The organism is Streptomyces coerulescens (genome assembly GCF_042657965.1).
In the GTDB taxonomy this organism is placed as follows: domain Bacteria; phylum Actinomycetota; class Actinomycetes; order Streptomycetales; family Streptomycetaceae; genus Streptomyces; species Streptomyces coerulescens.
In genome coordinates this window covers 742,510-763,078 of sequence record NZ_JBHSKM010000008.1, presented here as the reverse complement: position 1 = coordinate 763,078, position 20,569 = coordinate 742,510, and the positions used below count along the sequence as shown (strand labels likewise).

Below are 20,569 nucleotides of genomic sequence, written 5' to 3'. Positions count from 1 at the left end.
GACGTCCCGCTCCTCACCGGCCGGTGGACTTCTGCAGGGCTTCCTGCAGGTCCTTCAGCGCCTGGGCGCTGCTCTTGCTCCCGGTCAGGGCGGCGTACGCCTCCCGCTGGACCGCCGCGGTGACGTCGCCGTACTGCACGACGCGCGGGCGGGGCACGGCGCGCAGGATGGACTCCTTGAGCACCGGCAGATACGGGTACTGCCCGATGAGTGCCTTGTCGTCGTACAGGGCGGCGTACGGCGGGGCGAGGGAGGCCTCCTTGAGGAAGGTGGCCGTGTTCTCCTCGCTGCTGAGGAACTTCATGAAGTCCAGCGCCGTGGCCTTGTTCTTCGCGTAGGTCGACAGGGCCAGGTTGTGGCCGCCGAGGCTGGAGGAGCCGGGGCCGTCCAGGCCGGGCAGCGGGGCGACGGCGTACTTGCCCTTGATGTCGCTCTTGCCGGCCAGGGAGTACACATAGGGCCAGTTGCGCAGGAAGATCAGCTTGCCGGACTGGAACGCCTGGCGGCCGTCCTCCTCCAGGTAGGTGATGCCCTCCTTGGGGATCGTCCTGTCCTTGACGGAGTCGACGAGGAAGTCCAGGCCCTTCTTCGCCGCCGCCGTGTCGACGTCCGGCTTGCCGTTCGCGTCGGTGACGACGCCGCCCGCGGAGTTCACGGCCTCGGCGAAGTTGACGGTCAGGCCCTCGTACTTCTGGAACTGCCCGGCGTAGCACGACATGCCCTCGGCCTCGGGCAGCTTCTTCACCTTGGCGCAGTCGGCCTTCAACTCGGCCCAGGTGGTCGGAGGTTGACTGACCCCGGCCTTCTTCAGCAGGTCGGTGCGGTAGTAGAGCATGCCGCCGTCGGAGCTGGCCGGGACCGCGTAGAGACCGTCGCGGTACTTGGCCGTCTCCACGACCGGCTTCAGCATCTTGTCGAGCGGGAACCGCTTCTCGGGCAGCTTGTCGATCCACTGGTGGGCGGCGAACTCCGACGTCCACACGACGTCGAGGGAGAGCACCGTATAGGCGTCGGACTTCGTCTCCGCGTTCTGGATCATCTGCTGGCGCTGCGCGTCCGCGTCCGTCGGCAGCTGGATGAAGGTGACCTTCTCCTTCGGGTGCAGCTTGTTCCAGTGGTCGAGCATCGGCTGCATCGAGCCCGTGGTGTCCTTGCCCGCCACGTAGGTGATGGGGCCGCGGCCCTCGAAGGTCCCCGGCCCGGCCTGCCCGGCGGCGCCCTCGTCGGACGAGCCGCAGGCGGTGAGGAGGAGGGCGCCGGCGGCGAGTGTGCCCACCCACTGAAACGCTCTGGTGGTTGTGCTTTTCACGGTGTCTCCTGGTCGTACGTCGTCGTACGTGGTCGTACGTGCTGGTACCGGTCGGGCTGGCCGTCTGTTCGTGCTCCAAGACCGCGTTGTCGCGGCTGTTGCTGAATGAAATATGCAGGTCAAGCCCGTTTGTGGCGGCTCGGCGGGAGTGGCTCACGGCCCGTCGTGACAACGCTTGCAAGCTAGGGGCGGTATTTGCCGGAAGTCAATGCGTTACTACGGAGTAATGCGTTGCCGAAGGTGCATTACGGTGCATGAAAGCGCTGTCAAAAACTGCCTCGGCGTCCGTGCCGTCTGTGCTACGGTCCGCTCATGCCACCAGCTCAGCGGCACCCCACGATGGCTGACGTAGCCGAACGGGCCGGGGTCTCCACATCCACCGTTTCGCGCACCCTGCGCGGCATGTCCACCGTCTCCGCCGAGGTCCGCGCGCGCGTCGAGCAGGCCGCGCGCGAGCTGAACTTCGCCGTGTCGCGGCAGGCTGCAAGCCTTGTCACGGGCCGGACCGGCAATGTGGCGGTGCTCGTGCCCACGCTCGACGCCTGGTTCATGGGAGCCGCCCTGTCCAGCCTGGCCCCGCTGCTGCGGTCGGCCGGCATGGAGTTGAACGTCTATGTCATCCCCGACATGGCGGAGCGCACGTCGTTCTTCGAACGCCTCCCGGCCCGGCGCAACGCCGACGCGCTGCTGGTGTTCTCGTTCGATCTCACCGAGGCGGAGACCGCGCGGCTGGACAGCCTCGGCATGCCCGTCATCTACGTCAGCCAGCATGTCGACGGCCGGCCCAGCGTCTACGTCGACGATGTCGCCGGCGCCCTGCACGGCACCCGGCATCTGCTCAACCTCGGCCACCGCCGGATCGCCTTCCTGGAGACCGTGGGCGCCAGTGGCTTCTCGTTCAGCTCCAACGAACGGCTGCTCGGCTACCAGCAGGCCCTCACCGAGGCGGGCATCCCCCTCGACGACGACCTGGTGGCCGGGACGACGCCCGGCGACAAACGCGGCACCGCCGAGGCGGTCGGCCGGCTGCTCAGCCTGCGCGAGCCGCCCACCGCGATCTTCGCCGAACAGGACGAGGTCGCGGTCGCGGTCATCCGGACCCTGCGCAGGTCACAGATCGCCGTCCCGGAACGGATCTCCGTCCTCGGCTTCGACGACCAGCCGCTCGCGGACTGGTTCGACCTGTCCACGGTGGCCCAGTCCGCCTCGGCCATCGGCCGCGAGGCGGGCGAACTGGCCCTACGGCTCATCGAGGACTCCCACGCGGAACACAAGCGACACGTGGTCCTGCCGACCCATATGATCCCCCGGGCCACGACGGCCCCAGCGCCTCACCCTCAGGACGAGCAGGAGCCGGGGGCGGCCGGGGGGACGGGGCGGGGGTGAGGGTGGCGCAGGACGAGGGCCCGGCCCAGACCGACAGGAAAGGGCGAGGCCCGAAGACCTCGCCCGACTCGCAAGAAACCCCAGCTCAGGGCTACACAAGGCAATACGGCTGATGTCCCGCCTCATGAAGACGATGGCTGAAGTCCTGCCACTCGTGCAGCAGTTGGGGGTGGGAGGGCGCTGATCTGGGGTTTCGCAAGGAATGTGTGTTGACCTGGTAAGACTCCTCTCGGTCGTTCTCACGGGTCAAAGCGGTTTCCCAGGCGCTCATGTGCCCTCGCGGGGTGGAGCGTTTGGCTAGCCATCACCGGTGCATGGGTCGATAGTCAGTGCTGCGGAAGCCGCCACAGATGCGTTCCTGCACGAGCTCGGTCCGCAGGAGTCTCGCGGACGAGGTGGTACAGGTTCTCGAAGTATTCCTGCCAGCGGTTCGGATCTGGCATGGCGTTCTGCGCCCTTTTCGCACGTTCCGCCTGCACCAGCGGTTGCAAGCTTTCCCAGACCGAGATCACCGAGCCACCGAGGTATCCGGAGACTGGTTCGATGTCCACCACCCCGTGGGCGACCAGAGCCCCGAGATTGTCGTAGAACCAGGCCAGTTCACGGACTAGATGCCGATCGTCCTCAGGCAGCCCAGCCAGTCCGGCTGACAGGTCACAGGCAGGCAGCCGCTCGTGCACGACCTGTCGCGCCTGCGCCAGCCGCACGCTTCGATGTTCGCGGAAGAGATCCACAAGCACCGGAAGAGTGTTGGCATGCTCGGTCAGTCGCAATTGCCGAAACGAGACGGCTCCGGTCACTCCCAGCGCTACCAGCGACACCACTAGGGCTGCGATCTCCAAGATGCCTCCGTTAGCAGTTGTTGTATCCCCGGTCCCAATCCGTGTCGCGTTGAAGCCGAGCGAAGAATCCGATGCAGCATCTGGCGAGGAAGCAGTCGTGGATGCGGTGTGGTACTGGCTGCTGGCGCCATCAATCAGCCCGGGCCGCGACGCCGTCGAGCGCGTGGGCCGGGGTGCACGGGTGAGTGTGGCTTGGGCTGCGTTGCATCCGCGGGGTCGTTCGGGAGAGACAGGGGGTCGACGGGGCCTGGTGGTTGGACATCGACTGTCTCCATGCCAGGCAGAAATGCGTGGTCGGGACCGGTGTGAGCGCGCTGGGCGCGCTCGGGTACCGGGAGGATGCGGCGGCGCGTGAGTTCAGCGATGTCGATTAGGGGCCCGGCGACGATGCGGTTGAGGAGTTCTTCCTGATGAGGTTCTAAGGAAGTGAGATGCCTCAGTACAGCGAGGATTTCGACGAGTTCCCGACTCCAATCGGGCTCCCAGCGCTCGGGGCGCTCCCGGTCGAGATCACTGCTTACTTTGCCGGCGGTGCGGTCGCTTCGGTAAGCGAGCCAGCTGTCGAGTACGTTGCGCCCGCCCGTGGTGTAGTTGCGCATGCGTGGAGTGACACCGGTGAAGATGCCGCCCTCGATGACAAGGTGCTGGCGTTCGCTGTCATAGCTGACGGCCGATGGCAGCGTGTCGGGCGTGACTTCTTGGGCGTACATGATCTCGGGGTATAGGTGCCGCCACCAGTTCGATTTGCCAGCCGGGCGGCCGTCTTCGGGGTTGATGCAGCGTGCGCCGAACGATGAAGCCCATAAGACATGCTGGCCCAGGCCGATGGCCTCGTGCCAGAGGCCACGATCGGCCGTCAGGGGGATACGCACGCCGAGCGAGTTGAGGTCGTCTGCGTAACGCTCAGTGAAGGCGGGATGGGCAGTGACGGCGGCGATATAGGCGAGCAAGTGCTCGGGGAGAACTTGCTGGAGGCCGTAGGAGTTGGCGAGGTGGGGTAACAGCCCTGGGGTGATGTTGGGGGTGCGGTCGGCGTGCATGAGCGGCAGAACGCGCCCGCCGTTTCCATTGAAGTAGTGCATGTCGGGGACGAGGGCCGTGAAGAGCAGTGCCGCGCCGGTCTGTAAGCGCTGGGTGTGCTGTTCGACTACGAAGATTTGTCCGTCGATGTCGGCCCGCCACAGCTCGGGGCGGGAGAAGTCGATGACGCGGCCGTCGGGTATGAGCCACTGGCGGTCCAGGGCTCTGCGGGCGATGCGTATCGGAGTGGGACAGGGGCCTTGCTCGACGCGCAGGAGCGTCGACGGGTGGGGATGTCCCGGGACCTGGAGGGCTTCCTTGTCCAGGGTGCGGTCGCGGGTCTCTTTGAACAGTTCCTGTTTCGTGGCGGGATCGCGTTCTTGGACAAGGCGGTTCCAGCGGCGGCGCAGGACGGCTTTGGAGGGGCTGATGACCCAGTTTCGGTTGGGTTTGATGCCCGGTTTGCACCAGGGCATTAGCTCGGTGAGGGCGGGGAAGGTGTCCCACCCGCTCTGAGAGGCGGGTGTGAAGGGGACGCGCTCAACAGGCCGGGAAGTGCGCCAGCCGGGACCGTTGATGTGCAGGTTGTGAAGTTGCTCCTCTTTGCTCTGGCGGGTGCCGTGAAGGGCCGTGTAGTGGACGGGCGCCAGTTCGTCATGCCGCTCGCCTTGTCGACGGACGAATATGGCGACGGCTAACTCCTGCTGGACTCCGGGGAAGAATCGGCTGTTGAGCGGGGGCCTCTTGGTCTCGGGTGTGAGGTCGATGACCCAGCCCTCCGTGCAGGTGCGCCGCAGGTAGGAGCGCATGCCCTGGAATCCGGCGCCGCGGATGAATCCGCCGGTGCTGACGAAGCAGACGACGCCGTGGCGGTGATCGCCGTGCTGGTCGAAGACTTTGTGCGTGGCCCAGCGCCAGAAGTAGGTGCACAAGCTCTTCAGTTTGTTTTCGTACACGCCTGCTGCACCGCGCAGCCGGAAGTCGTCCAGAGGCGGGGCACCGCGGCCCGTTGAGCCCTTCTCGATCCATCCGCCCTGGCCTTCTGCCTGTTCGCGGTGGGGAGGGTTGCCGATGACGACGGTGATGCGCTCGTTGCGCTGGATGGTGCTGGCCGCCTCGGCGTCGTCACGTAAAGGCCCCCACAAGGCGCCGTAGCGGTCGAAGAGTTCACTGGGCCGCCACGGATCGGCAAGAGTGTCGGCCAGGTGCAGGCGCATATCACGCAGCCGGACCCGGGCATTGAGGTGCCGCAGCATCTGCCCCACGCGCATCTGAGCGACGGCAAAGGCGCCCATCTGCTTTTCAAACCCGATCAGCCGGCTGGCGAGTTCTTGCACGGATTCGGCGCGGAAGCCGTCGTTGCCGCCCTCGGACTGTTTGCGTGCGACGAGGTCGATGATGCCGGTCAGGAAGGTGCCGGTTCCCATCGACGGATCGATGATGGACACGCCAGGGTCGGCGAATCCATCCGTGCAATCCAGCGTGTTGACCAGTACCTCGTCAACAAGGCGGATCATCTCCGTCACCAGCGGGGCCGGGGTGTAGTAGGTGCCGGAGTCCTTGCGTAGGTCGGCGTCGTACTCCTGCAAGAAGTGCTCGTAGAGGTGGATGTGGAATCCGGGTTCGCCGGTGAGGGAAATTCTCCAGTCGATGGCGTCAATGACGCGGACGAGCATGTCCAGGCTGTCGCGGAATTCTCCCTCGACCTGATCGGTGAGGATCTGCAAGGCGCGGCCCATGACGGAGTGCTCTGCCCCAAGGCGTCGGCCTACTTCGTGCAGGCTCATACCGACCAACGTCTTGTCGTTGCTGTCAGCGTTGTCGGAACTGGCCAGCAAGAGAGCGAAGGCGACGGACTGTGCGTAGCGGTCGGCGAAGGTCGCCCGTTTGTCCCGGTCATCTGTGGTCGGGAAGAGGTCAACCTCAAGCGTGGAGGCCAGATCGGTGAACGGGCGCTGGTGGCGTGGGAGGCTCGCTTCGGCATCGAGGCGGTCGTGAACAGCATCACGCAGAAGCGCGCACAGCGGGGCTACCTGGGCGACCACCTCACGCATCGACGTCAGTGGCTTGGGCTGCCAGCCGAAGAACGCGACGAGCATGGCCTCGAAGGCGGTCTCACTGGCGGTCGGCATCCGTAGGCGTGAGCCGGCGCTGCGCAGATCACCTTCGAAGTGGATGGTGTCGCCATACTGCCGACCGGAGCGGTACATGATCCATGTCTGACCGTTCGTGTAGATCAGGTTGGGCAGTTTCGCCATGCCTTCCCATTGCCGGCGGTCGCGCTGGTTCAGACCGCCAGGATGGATCACGCTCTTGTCGGGGCTCTTCAGCTCGACGTAGCCCACGATATTGCGCGGCAACTGTCCAATCCGCACCGCAAGGTCAGGGCGTATCCGATGCTCGGCGATGGCCACCTCAGCGTGTAGGACCGCTTGCAGCCCTAACACCCCTGCTGCGTCGACGAGAAGGGTTTCTACCGCTCGGCGGATCGCGGCTTCCCTTTGCCCGTGCACCAACGCCTGCTTACACGTCGCACCGAATTCGCTGACGATCCTCCGAAACCGGTCCTTGCGCTGCATCCTGCCCCCCAAGGCCAGCACAACCCGCATGTTTCTCAACTCACGGTAAGCGCAACATCACTCCTCGTCGAGAGTGCCGCCCAAGGTGTCGAGTCGAGTGTCCGTTCAACGGCGGCGGCATCGATGGAGGAAGCGCCCGCGAGCTGCTGGCCGACTCCGGCATCACGGTCGAGTCACTGCTGCTGATCTCCAAGCCGTACATGGAACGCCGCTCGTACGCGACCTGCCGCAAGCTGTGGCCCGAGGCGGAGATTGTCTGTGCGTCCGGGCTGCTGGAGTTGGACGACTACATCAAGTCCATCGGCGACGAGAAGCTCGTCGTCGACATGCTCGTTGGCGACCTGCAACGGGTGATCGAGTACCCGAAGCTCGGCTTCGCCGTCGAGCAGGACGTACCGGGGGATGTGTATGGCGCTTACGAGCGTCTCCTGGGCGCCGGCTTCGACAGCCGCCTCATCGGCAGCTGAGTCACCCCGCATCGGGTCACGGGCGGCGTGTGTGCCATCCACCAGCCGAACCCGTTTCCCGCGATCGTCCACGCCGACCAAAGTGCACGCCGCCGACCGGTGGATCGTCCTCGACGATGTCCAGTTCGCCCGACGCGACTACCGGCACCGGGCTCGGTCGGCGGCCCCGGACGAGCCCGTTCGGCCGCAGTGGCTCACGCTCCCGACTCATCTTCTCCACTGGTCGCCCGACGCTGATCGGCCAGGCGCGACTTGCCGACCCGGTCGCTCCCGTCGCACTGTCAGTCTGTTGATTCGGCTGGGCGAGGTACTGGGCAGCAGTTCGATCCCGACCCTAGAAGGCCACTCGGAGCGACTCGCCGACCTCGCTGCGGCCACCAGCGGCACCCACTACTTCTGCGGCACGGGCGGCCGGTACCTCGACACCCGGACGATGCGCAGCGCGAGCCTGACGCCCCTCCCGGCACACGACAAAGGCGGGGTCCGAAAACCCCGCCCGGAACCGGTGAAACCCCAGGTCAGGGCCAGACAAGGCAATACGGCTGATGCCCCGCCTCATGCAAGCGATGGCTGAAGTCCTGCCACTCGTGCAGCAGTTGGTACACATTGAACGCGTCCCGCGGGCCACCCCGGTCCGGCACCGTCGACCAGATGAACGCGGCCGCGCCGACCGCTTCCTCTCCTATGCCCCGCAGCGGGTCGACCACCGTCATCGGCAGCTTGACGACCGCGTAGTCGGGGTGCAGGACGACAAGCTCCAGTGGCGGCACCTTGTGCAGGGGCACGCCTTCGATGCCCGTCAGCACCATCGCCGCCATGGTCTCCGGCTTGATCTTGGTGAACATGCCGTTCATGCCGAGCTCGTCGCCGCCCAGCTCCTCGGGTCGCATCGAGATGGGGACGCGGGCAGCGGTGGCGCCGTCCGGCGCGCCGAAGTACTTGTACGTCACCCCCACCCGACCACCATTCCTGCTCCCCGCCCGAAGACGGTCGACCTGGCCGTCGATCCGCCGGTCGAACGGCTCGTGCTCACTCGGTACACCCGGTACACCCGTTGCGTCTGGCATACCTGGTACAACGTGTCCCTGGCGTGCTTCGTTCGAATCCTCCGCGTCGCGCCGGTGCCTGCCCCGCCGGGCACGTCGAGGACCCAGGTCATCAGTCCCCTCGCCCAGTCCGCCACCGCGATGCATATCTCCACCCGACTGCTTTTCTAGGACGCGCAGGCCCCGCCGCGCAACCCGATCATCGTGTCAGTGACCTCCCCCACGGCCGCCCGCCGAAACGTGCGCTGAAACACCTGTCCGCGGGATCTTTTCAGTCCCCGATCACCACGCCCCGCATGAGCTGTGTGTATCACGACCAGTCTCGCAGATTCCCGGAGAGGTGACGGCGGGTGAAGGGAGGGACGTCAGGGGAAGGAGAGGGCGGGGCGAGCGGTCCCCGCGTCGGTAGCGCCCCGCTGGCGTCGCCGCCCGCTGGCCTACCCTGATGAGGTCACTGGCAACCGGAGTCCGAGATCATCGGAGTAGGTCAGAGAAGGTCGGAGTAGTCGCAGGCCATGAGCGAAGCGCCCTCTTCAGGAACGCCCTATCCATACGATGCGCCTGCCTCGCAGGCTCTGTTCGACCGTGCGGCCGCCGTCACGCCGGGCGGCGTGAACTCCCCGGTGCGTGCCTTCCGCGCCGTGGGCGGTACGCCCCGGTTCATGGTGTCCGGCACCGGTCCGTACCTGACCGACGCCGACGGGCGTGAGTACGTCGACCTCGTCTGCTCCTGGGGACCCATGATCCTCGGGCACTCCCACCCGGACGTGATCGCCGCCGTCCGGGACGCCGTCTCCCGCGGCACATCCTTCGGCACGCCCGGGGAGGGCGAAGTCGCGCTCGCCGAGGAGATCGTCGACCGGATCGAGCCCGTCGATCAGGTGCGGCTGGTCTCCAGCGGCACCGAGGCCACCATGTCCGCCATCCGGCTCGCCCGCGGGTTCACCCGGCGCACCAAGGTGATCAAGTTCGCCGGGTGCTACCACGGGCACGTCGACTCGCTGCTGGCCGCGGCCGGGTCCGGCGTCGCCACCTTCGCACTGCCCGACACGCCCGGCGTCACCGGCGCCCAGGCCGGCGACACCATCGTGCTGCCGTACAACGACCTGGAGTCGGTGCACGAGGCCTTCCACCGTCACCCCGGCGAGATCGCCTGCGTCATCACCGAGGCCTCGCCCGGCAACATGGGCGTCGTCCCGCCGCAGCCGGGCTTCAACGAGGGGCTGCGGGACGCCTGCCACAAGAACGGCGCCCTGTACATCTCCGACGAGGTCATGACCGGCTTCCGCACCAGCCGCGCCGGCTGGTACGGCGTCGACGGGGTCAGGCCCGACCTGATGACGTTCGGCAAGGTGATGGGCGGCGGCTTCCCGGCCGCGGCCTTCGGCGGCCGGGAAGATGTCATGGCCCACCTCGCGCCCGCCGGGCCCGTGTACCAGGCCGGCACTCTGTCCGGGAACCCGATCGCCACCGCCGCGGGCCTGGCCCAGCTGCGGCTGCTCGACCAGGCCGCCTACGACAAGGTCGACGCGGTGTCGCAGACCGTCCAGGGCCTCGTCGCCGAGGCCCTCACCAAGGAAGGCGTCGCCCACCGGCTCCAGAACGCCTCCAACATGTTCTCGGTGTTCTTCACCGACCGCGAGGTCCGCACCTACGAGGACGCCAAGCGGCAGGAGTCCTTCCGCTTCACCGCCTTCTTCCACTCGATGCTGGCGCAGGGCGTCTATCTGCCCCCCTCGTCCTTCGAGTCCTGGTTCGTGTCCACGGCACACGACGAGCAGGCGGTCCAGCGCATCGCCGACGCCCTCCCGGCGGCGGCCCGAGCGGCGGCGGAGGCCACGGCGGAATGAGCAACGACATCAACAAGAGCGACATCAGCAAGAGCGAGAGCGACGTCACCGTCGTCCACCTCATGCGGCACGGCGAGGTCGCCAACCCGGACGGGATCCTCTACGGCCGTCTCGCCGGCTACCACCTCTCCGAGCTCGGGCGGCAGATGGCCGACCGGGTCGCCGAGCACCTCGCGCCCCGGGACGTCACCCATGTGTGCGCCTCCCCGCTGGAGCGGGCGCAGGAGACCGCGACGCCGATCGCCAAGGCGCACGGACTCGACCTCGCCACCGACGAGCGGCTCATCGAGGCCGGCAACGTCTTCCAGGGCAAGACCTTCGGCGTCGGCGACGGCGCGCTGAAGAAGCCGGCGAACTGGAAGCACCTGGTCAACCCGTTCCGGCCGTCCTGGGGTGAGCCGTACGTCGACCAGGTCGTGCGCATGTTGGGCGCGCTGGACGCCGCCAAGGACGCCGCTCGTGGGCACGAGGCCGTGCTGGTCAGCCATCAGCTGCCGATCTGGATCGTGCGCAGCTATGTCGAGCGGCGCCGGCTGTGGCACGACCCGCGCAAGCGGCAGTGCACCCTCGCGTCCCTGACGACCTTCACGTACCAGGGCGACAAGATCGTGTCCGTCGGCTACACCGAGCCCGCCCTCGATCTCGTGCCCGCCCATCTCCGTGCCGGCGCCCAGCCGGTGAAGGGGAAGAGCAAGGCTTTCGGCGCGTAGCCGCTCCGCTGGGAGCGCCGTGATGCGTCTGCGGCTCGGCGGGGGCTGGTCGCGCAGTTCCCCGCGCCCCTTTGGGGTGCTTGATGCACGCCTGTGACATTTGTTGCCGTTTCTCCGTGATCCGGAGGAACCTCCCCGTTCGTCGTGCCCTCTGACTGGGTGACCACCAGAGCAAGCACGACGGACGGGGCAGCAATGCGCAACTTCAGCCGAAGGGGAGCCATCGGACTCGGTGCCGGAGCGGCCGCCGGCCTCTCGCTCGCGGGGTGCGGCACCCTCACCTCGTCAGACGGTTCGAACGGGTCATCGGGTTCCGGGGACGGCTCGGCAAACAAGCCGGGCACCCAGACCGACCGCGCCCGCCCCATAGGCGACGGCTCCACCTCCTTCACCGGCAAGCAGCCCCATCAGCCGGCCAAGCCGGAGCCGTTGGAGCCGGGCCAGGAGCCGCCTCAGTTCGTCATCTTCTCCTGGGACGGTGCCGGCGAGGTCGGTAACGGTCTCTTCCCGCGCTTCCTCGACCTCGCCAAGGAGCACGAGGCGCACATGACCTTCTTCCTCTCGGGGCTGTATCTGCTGCCCGAGAGCAAGAAGCGGCTCTACGACCCGCCGAACAACCCGCGCGGCGCCTCCGACATCGGCTACCTCACCGACGACCACATCAAGCAGACGCTCAAGGGCGTCCGTCGCGCCTGGCTCGAAGGTCATGAGATAGGCACCCACTTCAACGGCCACTTCTGCGGCGGCACCGGCACCGTCGGCAACTGGACCCCGAAGCAGTGGCGCAGCGAGATCGACCAGGCCAAGTCCTTCGTCAAGGAGTGGCGGACGAACTCGGGGTGGACCGATCTGCCCTCGCTGCCCTTCGACTACGACAAGGAGCTCGTCGGCGGCCGCACGCCCTGCCTGCTCGGCCAGGACAACCTGCTGCCCACCGCCAAGGAGCTGGGCTGGCGCTACGACGCCTCCTCGCCCGGCGGCCGTCAGGTGTGGCCGGACAAGAAGCAGGGGCTGTGGGATCTGCCGTTGCAGCAGATACCTTTCCCCGGGCGTTCGTTCGAGGTCCTCTCCATGGACTACAACATGCTCGCCAACCAGTCGGTCAACTCCACGAACGCCCCCAGCCACAACTACCCGGCCTGGCGCGAGCAGTCGGCACAGGCGTACATCCAGGGCTTCAAGCGGGCATACGAGACAAACCGCGCACCCTTCTTCATAGGCAACCACTTCGAGCAGTGGAACGGCGGCATCTACATGGACGCCGTTGAGGAGGCCCTCAAGCACATCGCGCGGGAGAGGGAGAAGGGCGGCGACATCCGACTCGTCTCCTTCCGGCAGTTCGTGGACTGGATGGATGTACAGAAGCCGGACATTCTCGACAAGTTGCGTACTCTGGAAGTCGGCCAGGAGCCCGCGGGGGGCTGGAGCTCCTTTATGAAGACCGGCTCGACGGGCTCCTCCTCGACCTCCCCGACCGGCACCCAAAACGCTGCCTGAAATGCGGTTTTGCGCCCGGGAGGGGGGTGTGCAAGATCCCCGGAACGGGCATGCGAAACTTTTCACATGAGTGCCGCCAGCCGCTCCCGTAGCCGTATCGCCCTGCTCGCCACCACCGGCGCCGCCGCAGCCGCGCTGGTCCTGTCCGCGTGCACTTCGGGCGGTACGTCCGGTGGCGGCGGCGACACCAACTTCGTCACCGGCAACAACGGCGTCGACACCGTCGCCCAGGGCAAGCGCACCGCGGCGCCGGCGCTCTCCGGCGAGACCCTCGACGGCGAGCAGCTCGACACCGCCGACTACAAGGGCAAGATCCTCGTCATCAACGTCTGGGGATCGTGGTGCCCGCCCTGCCGCGCCGAGGCGAAGAACTTCCAGACCGTCTACGAGGACGTCAAGGGCCAGGGTGTCGAGTTCGTCGGCATCAACACCCGGGACACCAGCACCACCCCGGCGAAGGCCTTCGAGAAGGAGTTCGGGGTCACCTACCCGAGCCTGTACGACCCCACGGGCAAGCAGATGCTCCGCTTCGAGAAGGGCACGCTCAACCCGCAGGCGATCCCCTCCACGCTCGTCATCGACCGGGACGGAAAGATCGCCGCGCGGGCGCTGACGCCCCTCGGCGAGGACACCCTGCGCAGCATGATCAAGCCCGTCCTCGCGGAGAAGTGACGTGAGCGCGCTGTCCACGCTCGCCGAGGCCGCGGGCCCCAACCAGACGGTGATGAGCGGCGCTCTGCTGCTCGCCCTGCCCATCGCCCTGCTCGGCGGCCTCGTCTCCTTCTTCTCCCCCTGCGTCCTGCCGCTGGTCCCCGGCTATCTCTCCTACGTCACCGGGGTCACCGGTACGGATCTGGCCGAGGCCCGGCGCGGACGGATGGTCGCGGGCGCCTCCCTGTTCGTGCTCGGCTTCACCGCGGTGTTCGTCTCCAGCGGAGCGCTCTTCGGCTACTTCGGTGACTCGCTGCAGGACCACAAGGAGGTCCTGTCCAAGGTGCTGGGCGTGCTCATGATCCTCATGGGCGTCTTCTTCATGGGCCTGATGCCCTGGATGACCCAGCGCGAGTTCCGCTTCCACAAGCGGCCCGTGACCGGGCTGATCGGCGCGCCCTTCCTCGGCGCGCTGTTCGGCATCGGCTGGACGCCCTGCCTCGGCCCGACACTGACCTCGGTGATCGCGCTGTCCTACAACGAGGCGAGCGCGGGCCGCGGCGCCCTACTCACCGTCGCCTACTGCCTGGGCCTCGGCGTCCCCTTCGTGCTCGCTGCCGTAGCCTTCCGCAAGGCGCTCGGCGCCTTCGCCTGGGTCAAGCGCCACTACGTCTGGGTGATGCGCATCGGCGGCACCATGATGATCGTGACCGGTGTGCTGCTGCTGACCGGCGCCTGGGACCGCATCGTGCAGGAGATGCAGGTCTGGTCCAACGGCTTCACTGTGGGGATCTGATCGATGAGCAACACGACCGACAAGGCCGCCCCGGCCACCGGTGAGGAGGACCTGGGCGCCGCCGGCTCCCAGCTCTCCACCGCCCCCACCGAGGACGCGCCCAACCTGCCGTCCCTCGGCGTCATCGGCTGGGCCCGCTGGTTCTGGCGGCAGCTCACCTCGATGCGGGTCGCGCTGCTGCTGCTCCTGCTGCTGTCGCTCGGCGCGATCCCCGGCTCGCTCATCCCGCAGACCGGCATCGACGAGACGAAGGTCGCCGCGTTCCGCAAGACGCACGAGACGCTCGCGCCGATCTACGACAAGCTCGGCCTCTTCAACGTCTACAGCTCGGTGTGGTTCTCCGCGATCTACATCCTGCTGTTCGTCTCCCTCATCGGCTGCATCGTCCCGCGCACCTGGCAGTTCGTCGGTCAGCTGCGCGGCCGTCCGCCGGGCGCCCCCAAGCGGCTGACCAGGCTGCCCGCCTACACCACCTGGCGCACCGGGGCCGAGCCCGAGCAGGTCCGCGAGGCCGCGCTCGCCCTGCTGAAGAAGCGCCGCTTCCGCACCCACCTCACCGGTGACGCCGTCGCCGCCGAGAAGGGCTATCTGCGCGAGGTCGGCAACCTCGCCTTCCATATCGCGCTGATCGTGATGCTGATCGCCTTCGCCTGGGGCCAGCTGTTCAAGTCCGAGGGCAACAAGCTGATCGTCGAGGGCGACGGGTTCTCCAACACCCTCACCCAGTACGACGACTTCAAGTCCGGCAGCCTCTTCACCCAGGACGACCTGGACCCGTTCAGCTTCAACCTGAAGAACTTCACCGGCACCTACGAGGCGTCCGGCCCCAACAAGGGCACCCCGCGGATCTACAAGGCGGACCTCACCTACAGCGCGGGTGCCGACGGCAAGGATCAGAAGACCACCGTCGAGGTCAACGAGCCGCTGGAGATCGGCGACTCGAAGGTCTATCTCGTCAGCCACGGCTACGCCCCCGTCATCACGATCCGCGACGGCAAGGGCAACGAGGTCTTCCATGACGCCGTGCCCCTCCTTCCTCTCGACGGCAATGTCACCTCCACCGGTGCGATCAAGGTCATGGACGGCTACCGCAACGCCAAGGGCGAGCGGGAGCAGCTCGGCTTCCAGGCCTTCTTCCTGCCCACCTACGTCAAGGGCAACGAGCTGGCCTCGCAGTTCCCCGCGCTGCTGAACCCGGTCATCAACCTGGAGGCCTACCACGGCGACCTCGGGGTCGACGCGGGCATCCCGCAGAGCGTGTACCAGCTCAACAAGAAGAACCTGAAGGGCTTCAAGGACGCCAAGGGCGCCCAGGTCCGGGAGAACCTCAAGCCCGGCGAGTCCATGAAGCTCCCCAACGGCGCCGGCACGGTCACCTTCGAGAAGGAGATCAAGGAGTGGGCCGGGTTCCAGGTCGCCCGCCAGCCCGGCAGCGGCTGGGCCCTCGCCGGTTCCCTCGCCGCGATCTTCGGTCTCGCCGCCTCCCTGTTCATCCAGCGCCGCCGCGTGTGGGTGCGGGCGGTCACGGGCGACGACGGTGTGACGGTCGTCGAGATGGCCGGCCTCGGCCGCAGCGAGTCCGCCAAGGTGCCCGAGGAGCTCGGCGACCTCGCCGGGATCCTGTACGAGCAGGCGCCGGGGGCACCCGACCCCGACGACGACCCCGCAGATTCCGAAGCTTCCCCCGACCCCCAAGTCGCACCCGCCGAAGGGGCTGAGACCAAGTGACTCTCGCCGCCGCGACCGAGCTGGCCGCCGCCACCAACGAAAACCTCGCGAACATCAGCAACACGCTGATCTACTCGTCGATGGCCGTCTACACCCTGGCCTTCTTCGCGTACATCGCCGAATGGCTCCTCGGCAGCCGCAGCAAGGTCGGCCGCACCGCCGCCGCGCTCACCCCGGCGAAGGCCACGAAGGCGTCGAAGACCGCAGCGCCCGCCGTCACCGTGACCAAGGGCGGCTCCACCGCCGTACTGGAACGGCCGAAGGTCGTCGTGCGGGCCACGGCCGGGCAGCGGGACGTGCCGGACGGGCCCGGTGCGCACGGCGGTGACGAGCAGGGCGACCTCTACGGGCGTATCGCCATCTCCCTCACCGTCCTCGCGTTCCTCATCGAGTTCGGCGGTGTGCTCACTCGGGCCCTGTCGGTCGAGCGGGCGCCGTGGGGCAACATGTACGAGTTCAACATCACCTTCTCCACGGTCGCCGTCGGCGTGTACCTCGGGCTGCTCGCGCTGAAGAAGAACGTGCGCTGGCTCGGGCTGTTCCTGGTCACCACGGTCCTCCTCGATCTCGGCCTCGCCGTCACTGTCTTGTACACCGCCAGCGACCAGTTGGTTCCCGCCCTTCACTCGTACTGGCTGTACATCCACGTCTCCACCGCGATCTTCTGCGGCGCGGTGTTCTACGTCGGCGCCGTCTCGACGCTGCTGTACCTCTTCAAGGACAGCTACGAGAACAAGCTGGCGAACGGCGGCACGCCCGGCCGCTTCGCGAACTCCGTCCTGGACCGGCTGCCCGCCTCGGCGTCCCTGGACAAGTTCTCCTACCGCGTCAACGCCGCCGTCTTCCCGCTGTGGACGTTCACGATCATCGCGGGCGCCATCTGGGCGGGCGACGCCTGGGGCCGCTACTGGGGCTGGGACCCCAAGGAGACCTGGTCCTTCATCACCTGGGTCGCCTACGCCTGCTACCTGCACGCCCGCGCCACGGCCGGCTGGAAGGGCCGCAAGGCCGCCTACCTGGCCCTCATCGCCTTCGGCTGCTGGCTGTTCAACTACTACGGCGTCAACATCTTCGTCTCCGGCAAGCACTCGTACGCGGGCGTGTAAGTCCCGTGCCGCGAAGGCCGGTTCCTATGACTCAGGTCACAGGAACCGGCCTTTGTCGTGCGGACAGGTAGAGGGGCGTGGATACGAATCTGCGGAAACGCATCCGCGCGGGGGACCACGGCGCTTTCGGTGAGCTCTTCGACGCGTACGCACGCTCCGTCTACAACCATGCCTTCCGGCTCACGGGACAGTGGCCGGTGGCCGAGGACGTCGTCTCGCTGACCTTCCTGGAGGCCTGGCGGCTGCGTGAGCGGCTGGACGAGGACGGCGGTTCACCGCGCCCGTGGCTGCTCGGCATCGCCACCAACGTCACGCGGAACCTGCGCCGGGCCACCCGAAGACACGCAGCCGCCGTCGCCCGTCTGCCCCGCGACGAGACCGTACGGGACTTCGCCGACGAGGTCGCCGGCCGCGTCGACGACGCCGCGCAGCTGGCCCTCGTACGCACCGCGCTGGCCCGGCTGCGGCGCCCCGAGCGGGAGGTCCTGGCGCTGTGCGTCTGGTCGGGCCTCGACTACCGGGCCGCCGCGGACGCGCTCGGGGTGCCCGTCGGGACCGTACGATCACGGCTCTCCCGCGCCCGGACAAAGCTCGCGAAACATCTGGAACCACCGCAGGGGGGCGGACAGATGAGAGGTGACCGCACCACCGCGGTCAGGCCCCTCAGGGAGGGAAACCGATGAACCAGCTTCCCGAACACGACCTTCCGCCGGGCCGTCACCGACTCCTCAAGGAGCATCTGATGACAGAGATCCGGCGTGAGGACCGGCCCGCGACCCCGCGCGCCCGATGGCTGCGCCCCGCGCTCGCCGCTGCCGCCGTCGCCACCGCCGTGGCCGTCACCTTCGTCGTGCTGCCGTCGTCCGGGGGCGGCGCGAGCGCGCAGCGGCCGCCCGGCACCGCGACCGCGGCGCTGCTGGAGGACATCGCCCTGGCGGCCGAGGACGCCGGCGGCGGATACGGCGAGATCCGTGACGACCAGTTCGTCTACATCGACAGCAAGGTCTCCTACGCCTCCTTCGAGGAGGGGAAGAAGACCGAGATCCAGCCCCTGCACCGCTCCGAGCAGTGGACGTCCGTCGACGGCACCCGCGAGGGCCTGATCCGGGAGGAGGGACGCGGCCGGTGGACCACGGAGGCGGAGCCCGCCCCGGGCAAGCCGGGCTACGACGTCTCGACCAATTACCGGCACCTGTCGACCCTGCCCACCGACCCGGACGAGATGTACGAGTGGCTGCGCGAGGTGGGTCCCGAGAACAGCGGCCAGGTGACCGACCAGGCCATGTTCGTGCTGGTCGGCGATCTGATCCGGGACGCGATCGTGCCGCCTGAGCAGGCCGCTGCCCTCTATCGCGCGGTCGCGCGGATCCCCGGTGTGAAGGTCGTGCAGGACGTCGTGGACGCCGCCGGAAGGCAGGGCGTCGCGATCACCCGGGACGACCCCGACAACCCGACCCGGGACGAGTGGATCTTCGACGCGAAGACCCATGAGTTCCTCGGTGAGCGCTCCGTGGCCACCGAGGACTTCTCGGACATCAAGCGGGGCCAGGTCATCGGAAACACGGCGATCCTGGACAGGGCCGTGGTCGATCGCGCAGCTCAGCGCCCGTAAGGGGTGCACTTCGTCCCTGGCGGGGTCAGGCTGGTGTCATGACCGGTTCCATAGAGCAGGGCATCAGCCAGACCCACGGGAACACCCACATCCTGCACTTCCTGGTGCGGCTTCCCCGGCCCATGGACGCGGTCTGGCCGTGCCTCGCCACCCCGGAGGGGCTCACGTCCTGGTGCACGCCGGTCGACACCCTCGAACCGCGCCTCGGGGGCGAGGCCGACCTGCGTGACTTCGGCCGCGGGCAGATCACCGCCTGGGACGTGGACCGGGTCGCCGAGTACACGGTGGAGGGCGGCCGGATCCGGTTCCATCTGGAACGGGACGGCGAGACGGGCGCCGCGCTCCGCTTCACCCACGAGTTCCAGGGCGAGGCGGAGACGGAGCAGCGCTGGCGGGCCCGCTTCGAGCGGCTGATCGAGGTGCTGGAGGACGGCTCCTGACGGGCCTGCCCGCTTACGGGACGGTCGAGGCGATGACGTCCCGCAGCCGCTCCACGTACAACCGCATGTTCTTCTGCGCCACGTCGGTGTCCGGGTAACGGCCGGCGAACCACAGGCCCTCGTGCAGCCGGGTGACCCAGGCGCACACCTGGTCGCCGTACGACACCCTGATCAGCCCGTACGCCTTCTGCTCGGTCCACTGCCCGGATCCGGCGATGCCGCGGGTGTCGACGTAGGAGACGATCGAGTACAGGTCGGGCGAGGTGGGGCGGAAGTCCGTGCCCAGCAGGTGGAGCACCCGGGCGAGCGGCATACGGGCCAGATGCCGGGCGGCGTGCAGCGCGTCGCGCACCGTCCGCAGGGCACTGGGCAGGTCGTACGCCCGCTCCACGGGGATCTCGATGGGCGCGCCGCCGACGTACCAGCCCACGGAGTCGGTCCAGCGGGACTTCACCCGGGTGTGGAACGGCACCACGGTGCGGTAGACGGTCTGTCCGCCGAGGTCGTGGGCGATGAGGGCGGTGGCGGCGAGGATGCCGACCGAACTGCCGCCGTGGGGACGGCAGTACGTCTCGAAGGCAGCGGCGGTGTCCGGGTCGGTGAGTTCCTCGCGCAGCAGCTTCTGGGTGGGCAGCCCGGCCCCGGGGGCGAGGTCGTCGAGGCCGAGGTCGACGGGGAAGTTGGGCAGCCGGCCGTCGCAGCGGCGGATGAACTCCCGCCAGCGGGCCACGATCTCGTGCCGGTCGTCGATCCGGTCGGCGTCCGTGCGCTCGATCTCGCAGAAGTCGACGTAGCTGCCGGCGTGCGTCGGCTCCGGGGACTCGCCCGCGAGCCGCGCCGCGTACAGCTCGTGGATCTCGGCGGGGATGCGGTGGATGGAGTGGGCGTCGACGTTGCTGTGGTCGAAGGCCAGGTACACGCTGGTGGAGTCGTCCCGGAGGACGGCCGTGTAGATGAGGTTGGGCCAGCGCAGCGCGTCCGCTGTGGCGTCGAAGCGGTCCTGGAGGTGGCGGATCAGGTCGTCCGGGTCGGGGAAGTCGCCGACCACCGTGCGGTGCAGGGACACGGCGTCGGCGCCGAGCGTGAACCGGCGCATCCCGTCGCCGGACGCGCCGGACCAGCGGAAGCCGCTGCGCAGTGTCTCGTGCCTGAGCGTCCAGTCGCGCAGAGCCTCACCCAGTGCGTCGAGGTCGGCCCGGCCCGGGATGTCGAAGGCCGTACCGAGCCAGGTGGGCACGAACAGGCCGCCGTCCCGCACCGACCGGGCGGTCCTGATGTGCGACTCCTGGATGTACGCCGGGGGCCGTGCGTCCTCCGGCAGGTCTGCCGCCGCCGCGACGCTCGCCGGACTGAACGTCCATTCGACGAGCCGTCCGGGCCGGACCTCGCAGCGCTGGATGTCAGTCATTCGCACAGGCGGCTCCATTCGCGGCGGGGGACACACCCGAAAGGGTGGTATCCCGCCCAACGAGGCAACCCTTGCTCGGAAACGGTCCGGCGATCAGTCGGGCAGGCCGGCTGATCATCGGG

General features: G+C 67.9%; 17 protein-coding genes and 1 pseudogene. 13 read left to right on the top strand and 5 right to left on the bottom strand.

What is annotated here, in order from left to right:
• Window positions 1-13: 13 nt before the first annotated feature.
• On the bottom strand, window positions 14-1,309 hold the full coding sequence (locus tag ACFPQ9_RS17815) for an ABC transporter substrate-binding protein (RefSeq protein ID WP_380853792.1): 1,296 nt from the start codon (window positions 1,307-1,309) through the stop codon (window positions 14-16).
• 312 nt (window positions 1,310-1,621) lie between these two features.
• On the opposite strand from ACFPQ9_RS17815, the gene ACFPQ9_RS17810 reads away from it, so the two are divergent.
• Window positions 1,622-2,695, top strand: coding sequence for a LacI family DNA-binding transcriptional regulator (locus tag ACFPQ9_RS17810; RefSeq protein ID WP_380853790.1), 1,074 nt, complete (start codon window positions 1,622-1,624; stop codon window positions 2,693-2,695).
• 326 nt (window positions 2,696-3,021) lie between these two features.
• Here the strand turns inward: ACFPQ9_RS17810 and ACFPQ9_RS17805 are convergent, their stop codons facing one another.
• Both ACFPQ9_RS17805 and ACFPQ9_RS17800 read right to left on the bottom strand, forming a co-directional pair.
• Complete coding sequence (locus tag ACFPQ9_RS17805; protein WP_380853788.1) at window positions 3,022-3,537, bottom strand: DUF4760 domain-containing protein; 516 nt, start codon at window positions 3,535-3,537, stop codon at window positions 3,022-3,024.
• 134 nt (window positions 3,538-3,671) lie between these two features.
• Window positions 3,672-7,166, bottom strand: coding sequence for a type ISP restriction/modification enzyme (locus ACFPQ9_RS17800; protein ID WP_380853947.1), 3,495 nt, complete (start codon window positions 7,164-7,166; stop codon window positions 3,672-3,674).
• A gap of 104 nt (window positions 7,167-7,270) precedes the next feature.
• On the opposite strand from ACFPQ9_RS17800, the pseudogene ACFPQ9_RS17795 reads away from it, so the two are divergent.
• Window positions 7,271-7,603 (top strand): annotated as a pseudogene (locus ACFPQ9_RS17795) (YdcF family protein); the annotation flags it as partial.
• Window positions 7,539-8,177, top strand: a complete 639-nt coding sequence (locus ACFPQ9_RS17790) for a WbqC family protein (protein WP_380853786.1) — start codon at window positions 7,539-7,541, stop codon at window positions 8,175-8,177. The pseudogene ACFPQ9_RS17795 and the gene ACFPQ9_RS17790, both read left to right, overlap by 65 nt.
• On the opposite strand, the gene ACFPQ9_RS17785 is transcribed toward ACFPQ9_RS17790, so the two are convergent.
• Window positions 8,122-8,559 carry a hypothetical protein gene (locus ACFPQ9_RS17785; RefSeq protein WP_003974483.1) on the bottom strand — a complete coding sequence of 146 codons (438 nt, stop codon included), beginning with the start codon at window positions 8,557-8,559 and terminating at the stop codon, window positions 8,122-8,124. The two genes, ACFPQ9_RS17790 and ACFPQ9_RS17785, sit on opposite strands and share 56 nt — an antisense overlap.
• 605 nt (window positions 8,560-9,164) lie before the next feature.
• Here ACFPQ9_RS17785 and hemL point away from each other — a divergent pair.
• The 10 genes from hemL (at window position 9,165) to ACFPQ9_RS17735 (ending at window position 19,039) form a co-directional block, all read left to right on the top strand.
• Window positions 9,165-10,499: a glutamate-1-semialdehyde 2,1-aminomutase gene (hemL, locus tag ACFPQ9_RS17780; RefSeq protein ID WP_380853784.1), complete on the top strand. Its 1,335-nt coding sequence runs from the start codon at window positions 9,165-9,167 to the stop codon at window positions 10,497-10,499.
• Window positions 10,496-11,209, top strand: a complete 714-nt coding sequence (locus tag ACFPQ9_RS17775) for a histidine phosphatase family protein (RefSeq protein WP_380853782.1) — start codon at window positions 10,496-10,498, stop codon at window positions 11,207-11,209. Before hemL ends, ACFPQ9_RS17775 begins: the two co-directional genes overlap by 4 nt.
• A 195-nt stretch (window positions 11,210-11,404) precedes the next feature.
• Window positions 11,405-12,706 carry a polysaccharide deacetylase family protein gene (locus ACFPQ9_RS17770; protein ID WP_380853780.1) on the top strand — a complete coding sequence of 434 codons (1,302 nt, stop codon included), beginning with the start codon at window positions 11,405-11,407 and terminating at the stop codon, window positions 12,704-12,706.
• A gap of 66 nt (window positions 12,707-12,772) precedes the next feature.
• Window positions 12,773-13,378, top strand: coding sequence for a TlpA family protein disulfide reductase (locus ACFPQ9_RS17765; protein ID WP_380853778.1), 606 nt, complete (start codon window positions 12,773-12,775; stop codon window positions 13,376-13,378).
• Between the two features lies 1 nt (window position 13,379).
• A complete protein-coding gene (locus ACFPQ9_RS17760) occupies window positions 13,380-14,153 on the top strand; it encodes a cytochrome c biogenesis CcdA family protein (protein WP_380853776.1) in 774 nt (257 codons plus the stop codon).
• Window positions 14,154-14,156: 3 nt separating this feature from the next.
• On the top strand, window positions 14,157-15,881 hold the full coding sequence (gene resB, locus ACFPQ9_RS17755) for a cytochrome c biogenesis protein ResB (protein WP_380853774.1): 1,725 nt from the start codon (window positions 14,157-14,159) through the stop codon (window positions 15,879-15,881).
• Window positions 15,878-16,987 carry a c-type cytochrome biogenesis protein CcsB gene (ccsB, locus tag ACFPQ9_RS17750; RefSeq protein ID WP_380853772.1) on the top strand — a complete coding sequence of 370 codons (1,110 nt, stop codon included), beginning with the start codon at window positions 15,878-15,880 and terminating at the stop codon, window positions 16,985-16,987. Before resB ends, ccsB begins: the two co-directional genes overlap by 4 nt.
• A gap of 77 nt (window positions 16,988-17,064) precedes the next feature.
• The gene (locus ACFPQ9_RS17745; protein WP_380853770.1) at window positions 17,065-17,670 is read left to right on the top strand and encodes an RNA polymerase sigma factor; all 606 of its coding nucleotides are present in this window, start codon (window positions 17,065-17,067) and stop codon (window positions 17,668-17,670) included.
• The gene (locus ACFPQ9_RS17740) at window positions 17,667-18,599 is read left to right on the top strand and encodes a CU044_5270 family protein (RefSeq protein ID WP_380853768.1); all 933 of its coding nucleotides are present in this window, start codon (window positions 17,667-17,669) and stop codon (window positions 18,597-18,599) included. The genes ACFPQ9_RS17745 and ACFPQ9_RS17740 overlap by 4 nt, the downstream gene beginning before the upstream one ends.
• Before the next feature lie 38 nt (window positions 18,600-18,637).
• Complete coding sequence (locus tag ACFPQ9_RS17735) at window positions 18,638-19,039, top strand: SRPBCC family protein (protein WP_380853766.1); 402 nt, start codon at window positions 18,638-18,640, stop codon at window positions 19,037-19,039.
• Between the two features lie 13 nt (window positions 19,040-19,052).
• Here ACFPQ9_RS17735 and ACFPQ9_RS17730 read toward each other — a convergent pair whose 3' ends face one another.
• The gene (locus ACFPQ9_RS17730; RefSeq protein WP_380853764.1) at window positions 19,053-20,453 is read right to left on the bottom strand and encodes a condensation domain-containing protein; all 1,401 of its coding nucleotides are present in this window, start codon (window positions 20,451-20,453) and stop codon (window positions 19,053-19,055) included.
• Window positions 20,454-20,569: the final 116 nt, after the last annotated feature.

Bases quoted from the DNA above. Each gene is read 5' to 3' on its own strand.
- ACFPQ9_RS17735 (WP_380853766.1), top strand. From the start codon at position 18,638: ATGACCGGTTCCATAGAGCAGGGCATCAGCCAGACCCACGGGAACACC.
- ACFPQ9_RS17740 (WP_380853768.1), top strand. From the start codon at position 17,667: ATGAACCAGCTTCCCGAACACGACCTTCCGCCGGGCCGTCACCGACTC.
- ACFPQ9_RS17765 (WP_380853778.1), top strand. From the start codon at position 12,773: ATGAGTGCCGCCAGCCGCTCCCGTAGCCGTATCGCCCTGCTCGCCACC.
- ACFPQ9_RS17790 (WP_380853786.1), top strand. From the start codon at position 7,539: ATGTGTATGGCGCTTACGAGCGTCTCCTGGGCGCCGGCTTCGACAGCC.
- hemL (WP_380853784.1), top strand. From the start codon at position 9,165: ATGAGCGAAGCGCCCTCTTCAGGAACGCCCTATCCATACGATGCGCCT.
- ACFPQ9_RS17775 (WP_380853782.1), top strand. From the start codon at position 10,496: ATGAGCAACGACATCAACAAGAGCGACATCAGCAAGAGCGAGAGCGAC.
- ACFPQ9_RS17770 (WP_380853780.1), top strand. From the start codon at position 11,405: ATGCGCAACTTCAGCCGAAGGGGAGCCATCGGACTCGGTGCCGGAGCG.
- ACFPQ9_RS17810 (WP_380853790.1), top strand. From the start codon at position 1,622: ATGCCACCAGCTCAGCGGCACCCCACGATGGCTGACGTAGCCGAACGG.
- ACFPQ9_RS17800 (WP_380853947.1), bottom strand. From the start codon at position 7,166: ATGCGGGTTGTGCTGGCCTTGGGGGGCAGGATGCAGCGCAAGGACCGG.
- resB (WP_380853774.1), top strand. From the start codon at position 14,157: ATGAGCAACACGACCGACAAGGCCGCCCCGGCCACCGGTGAGGAGGAC.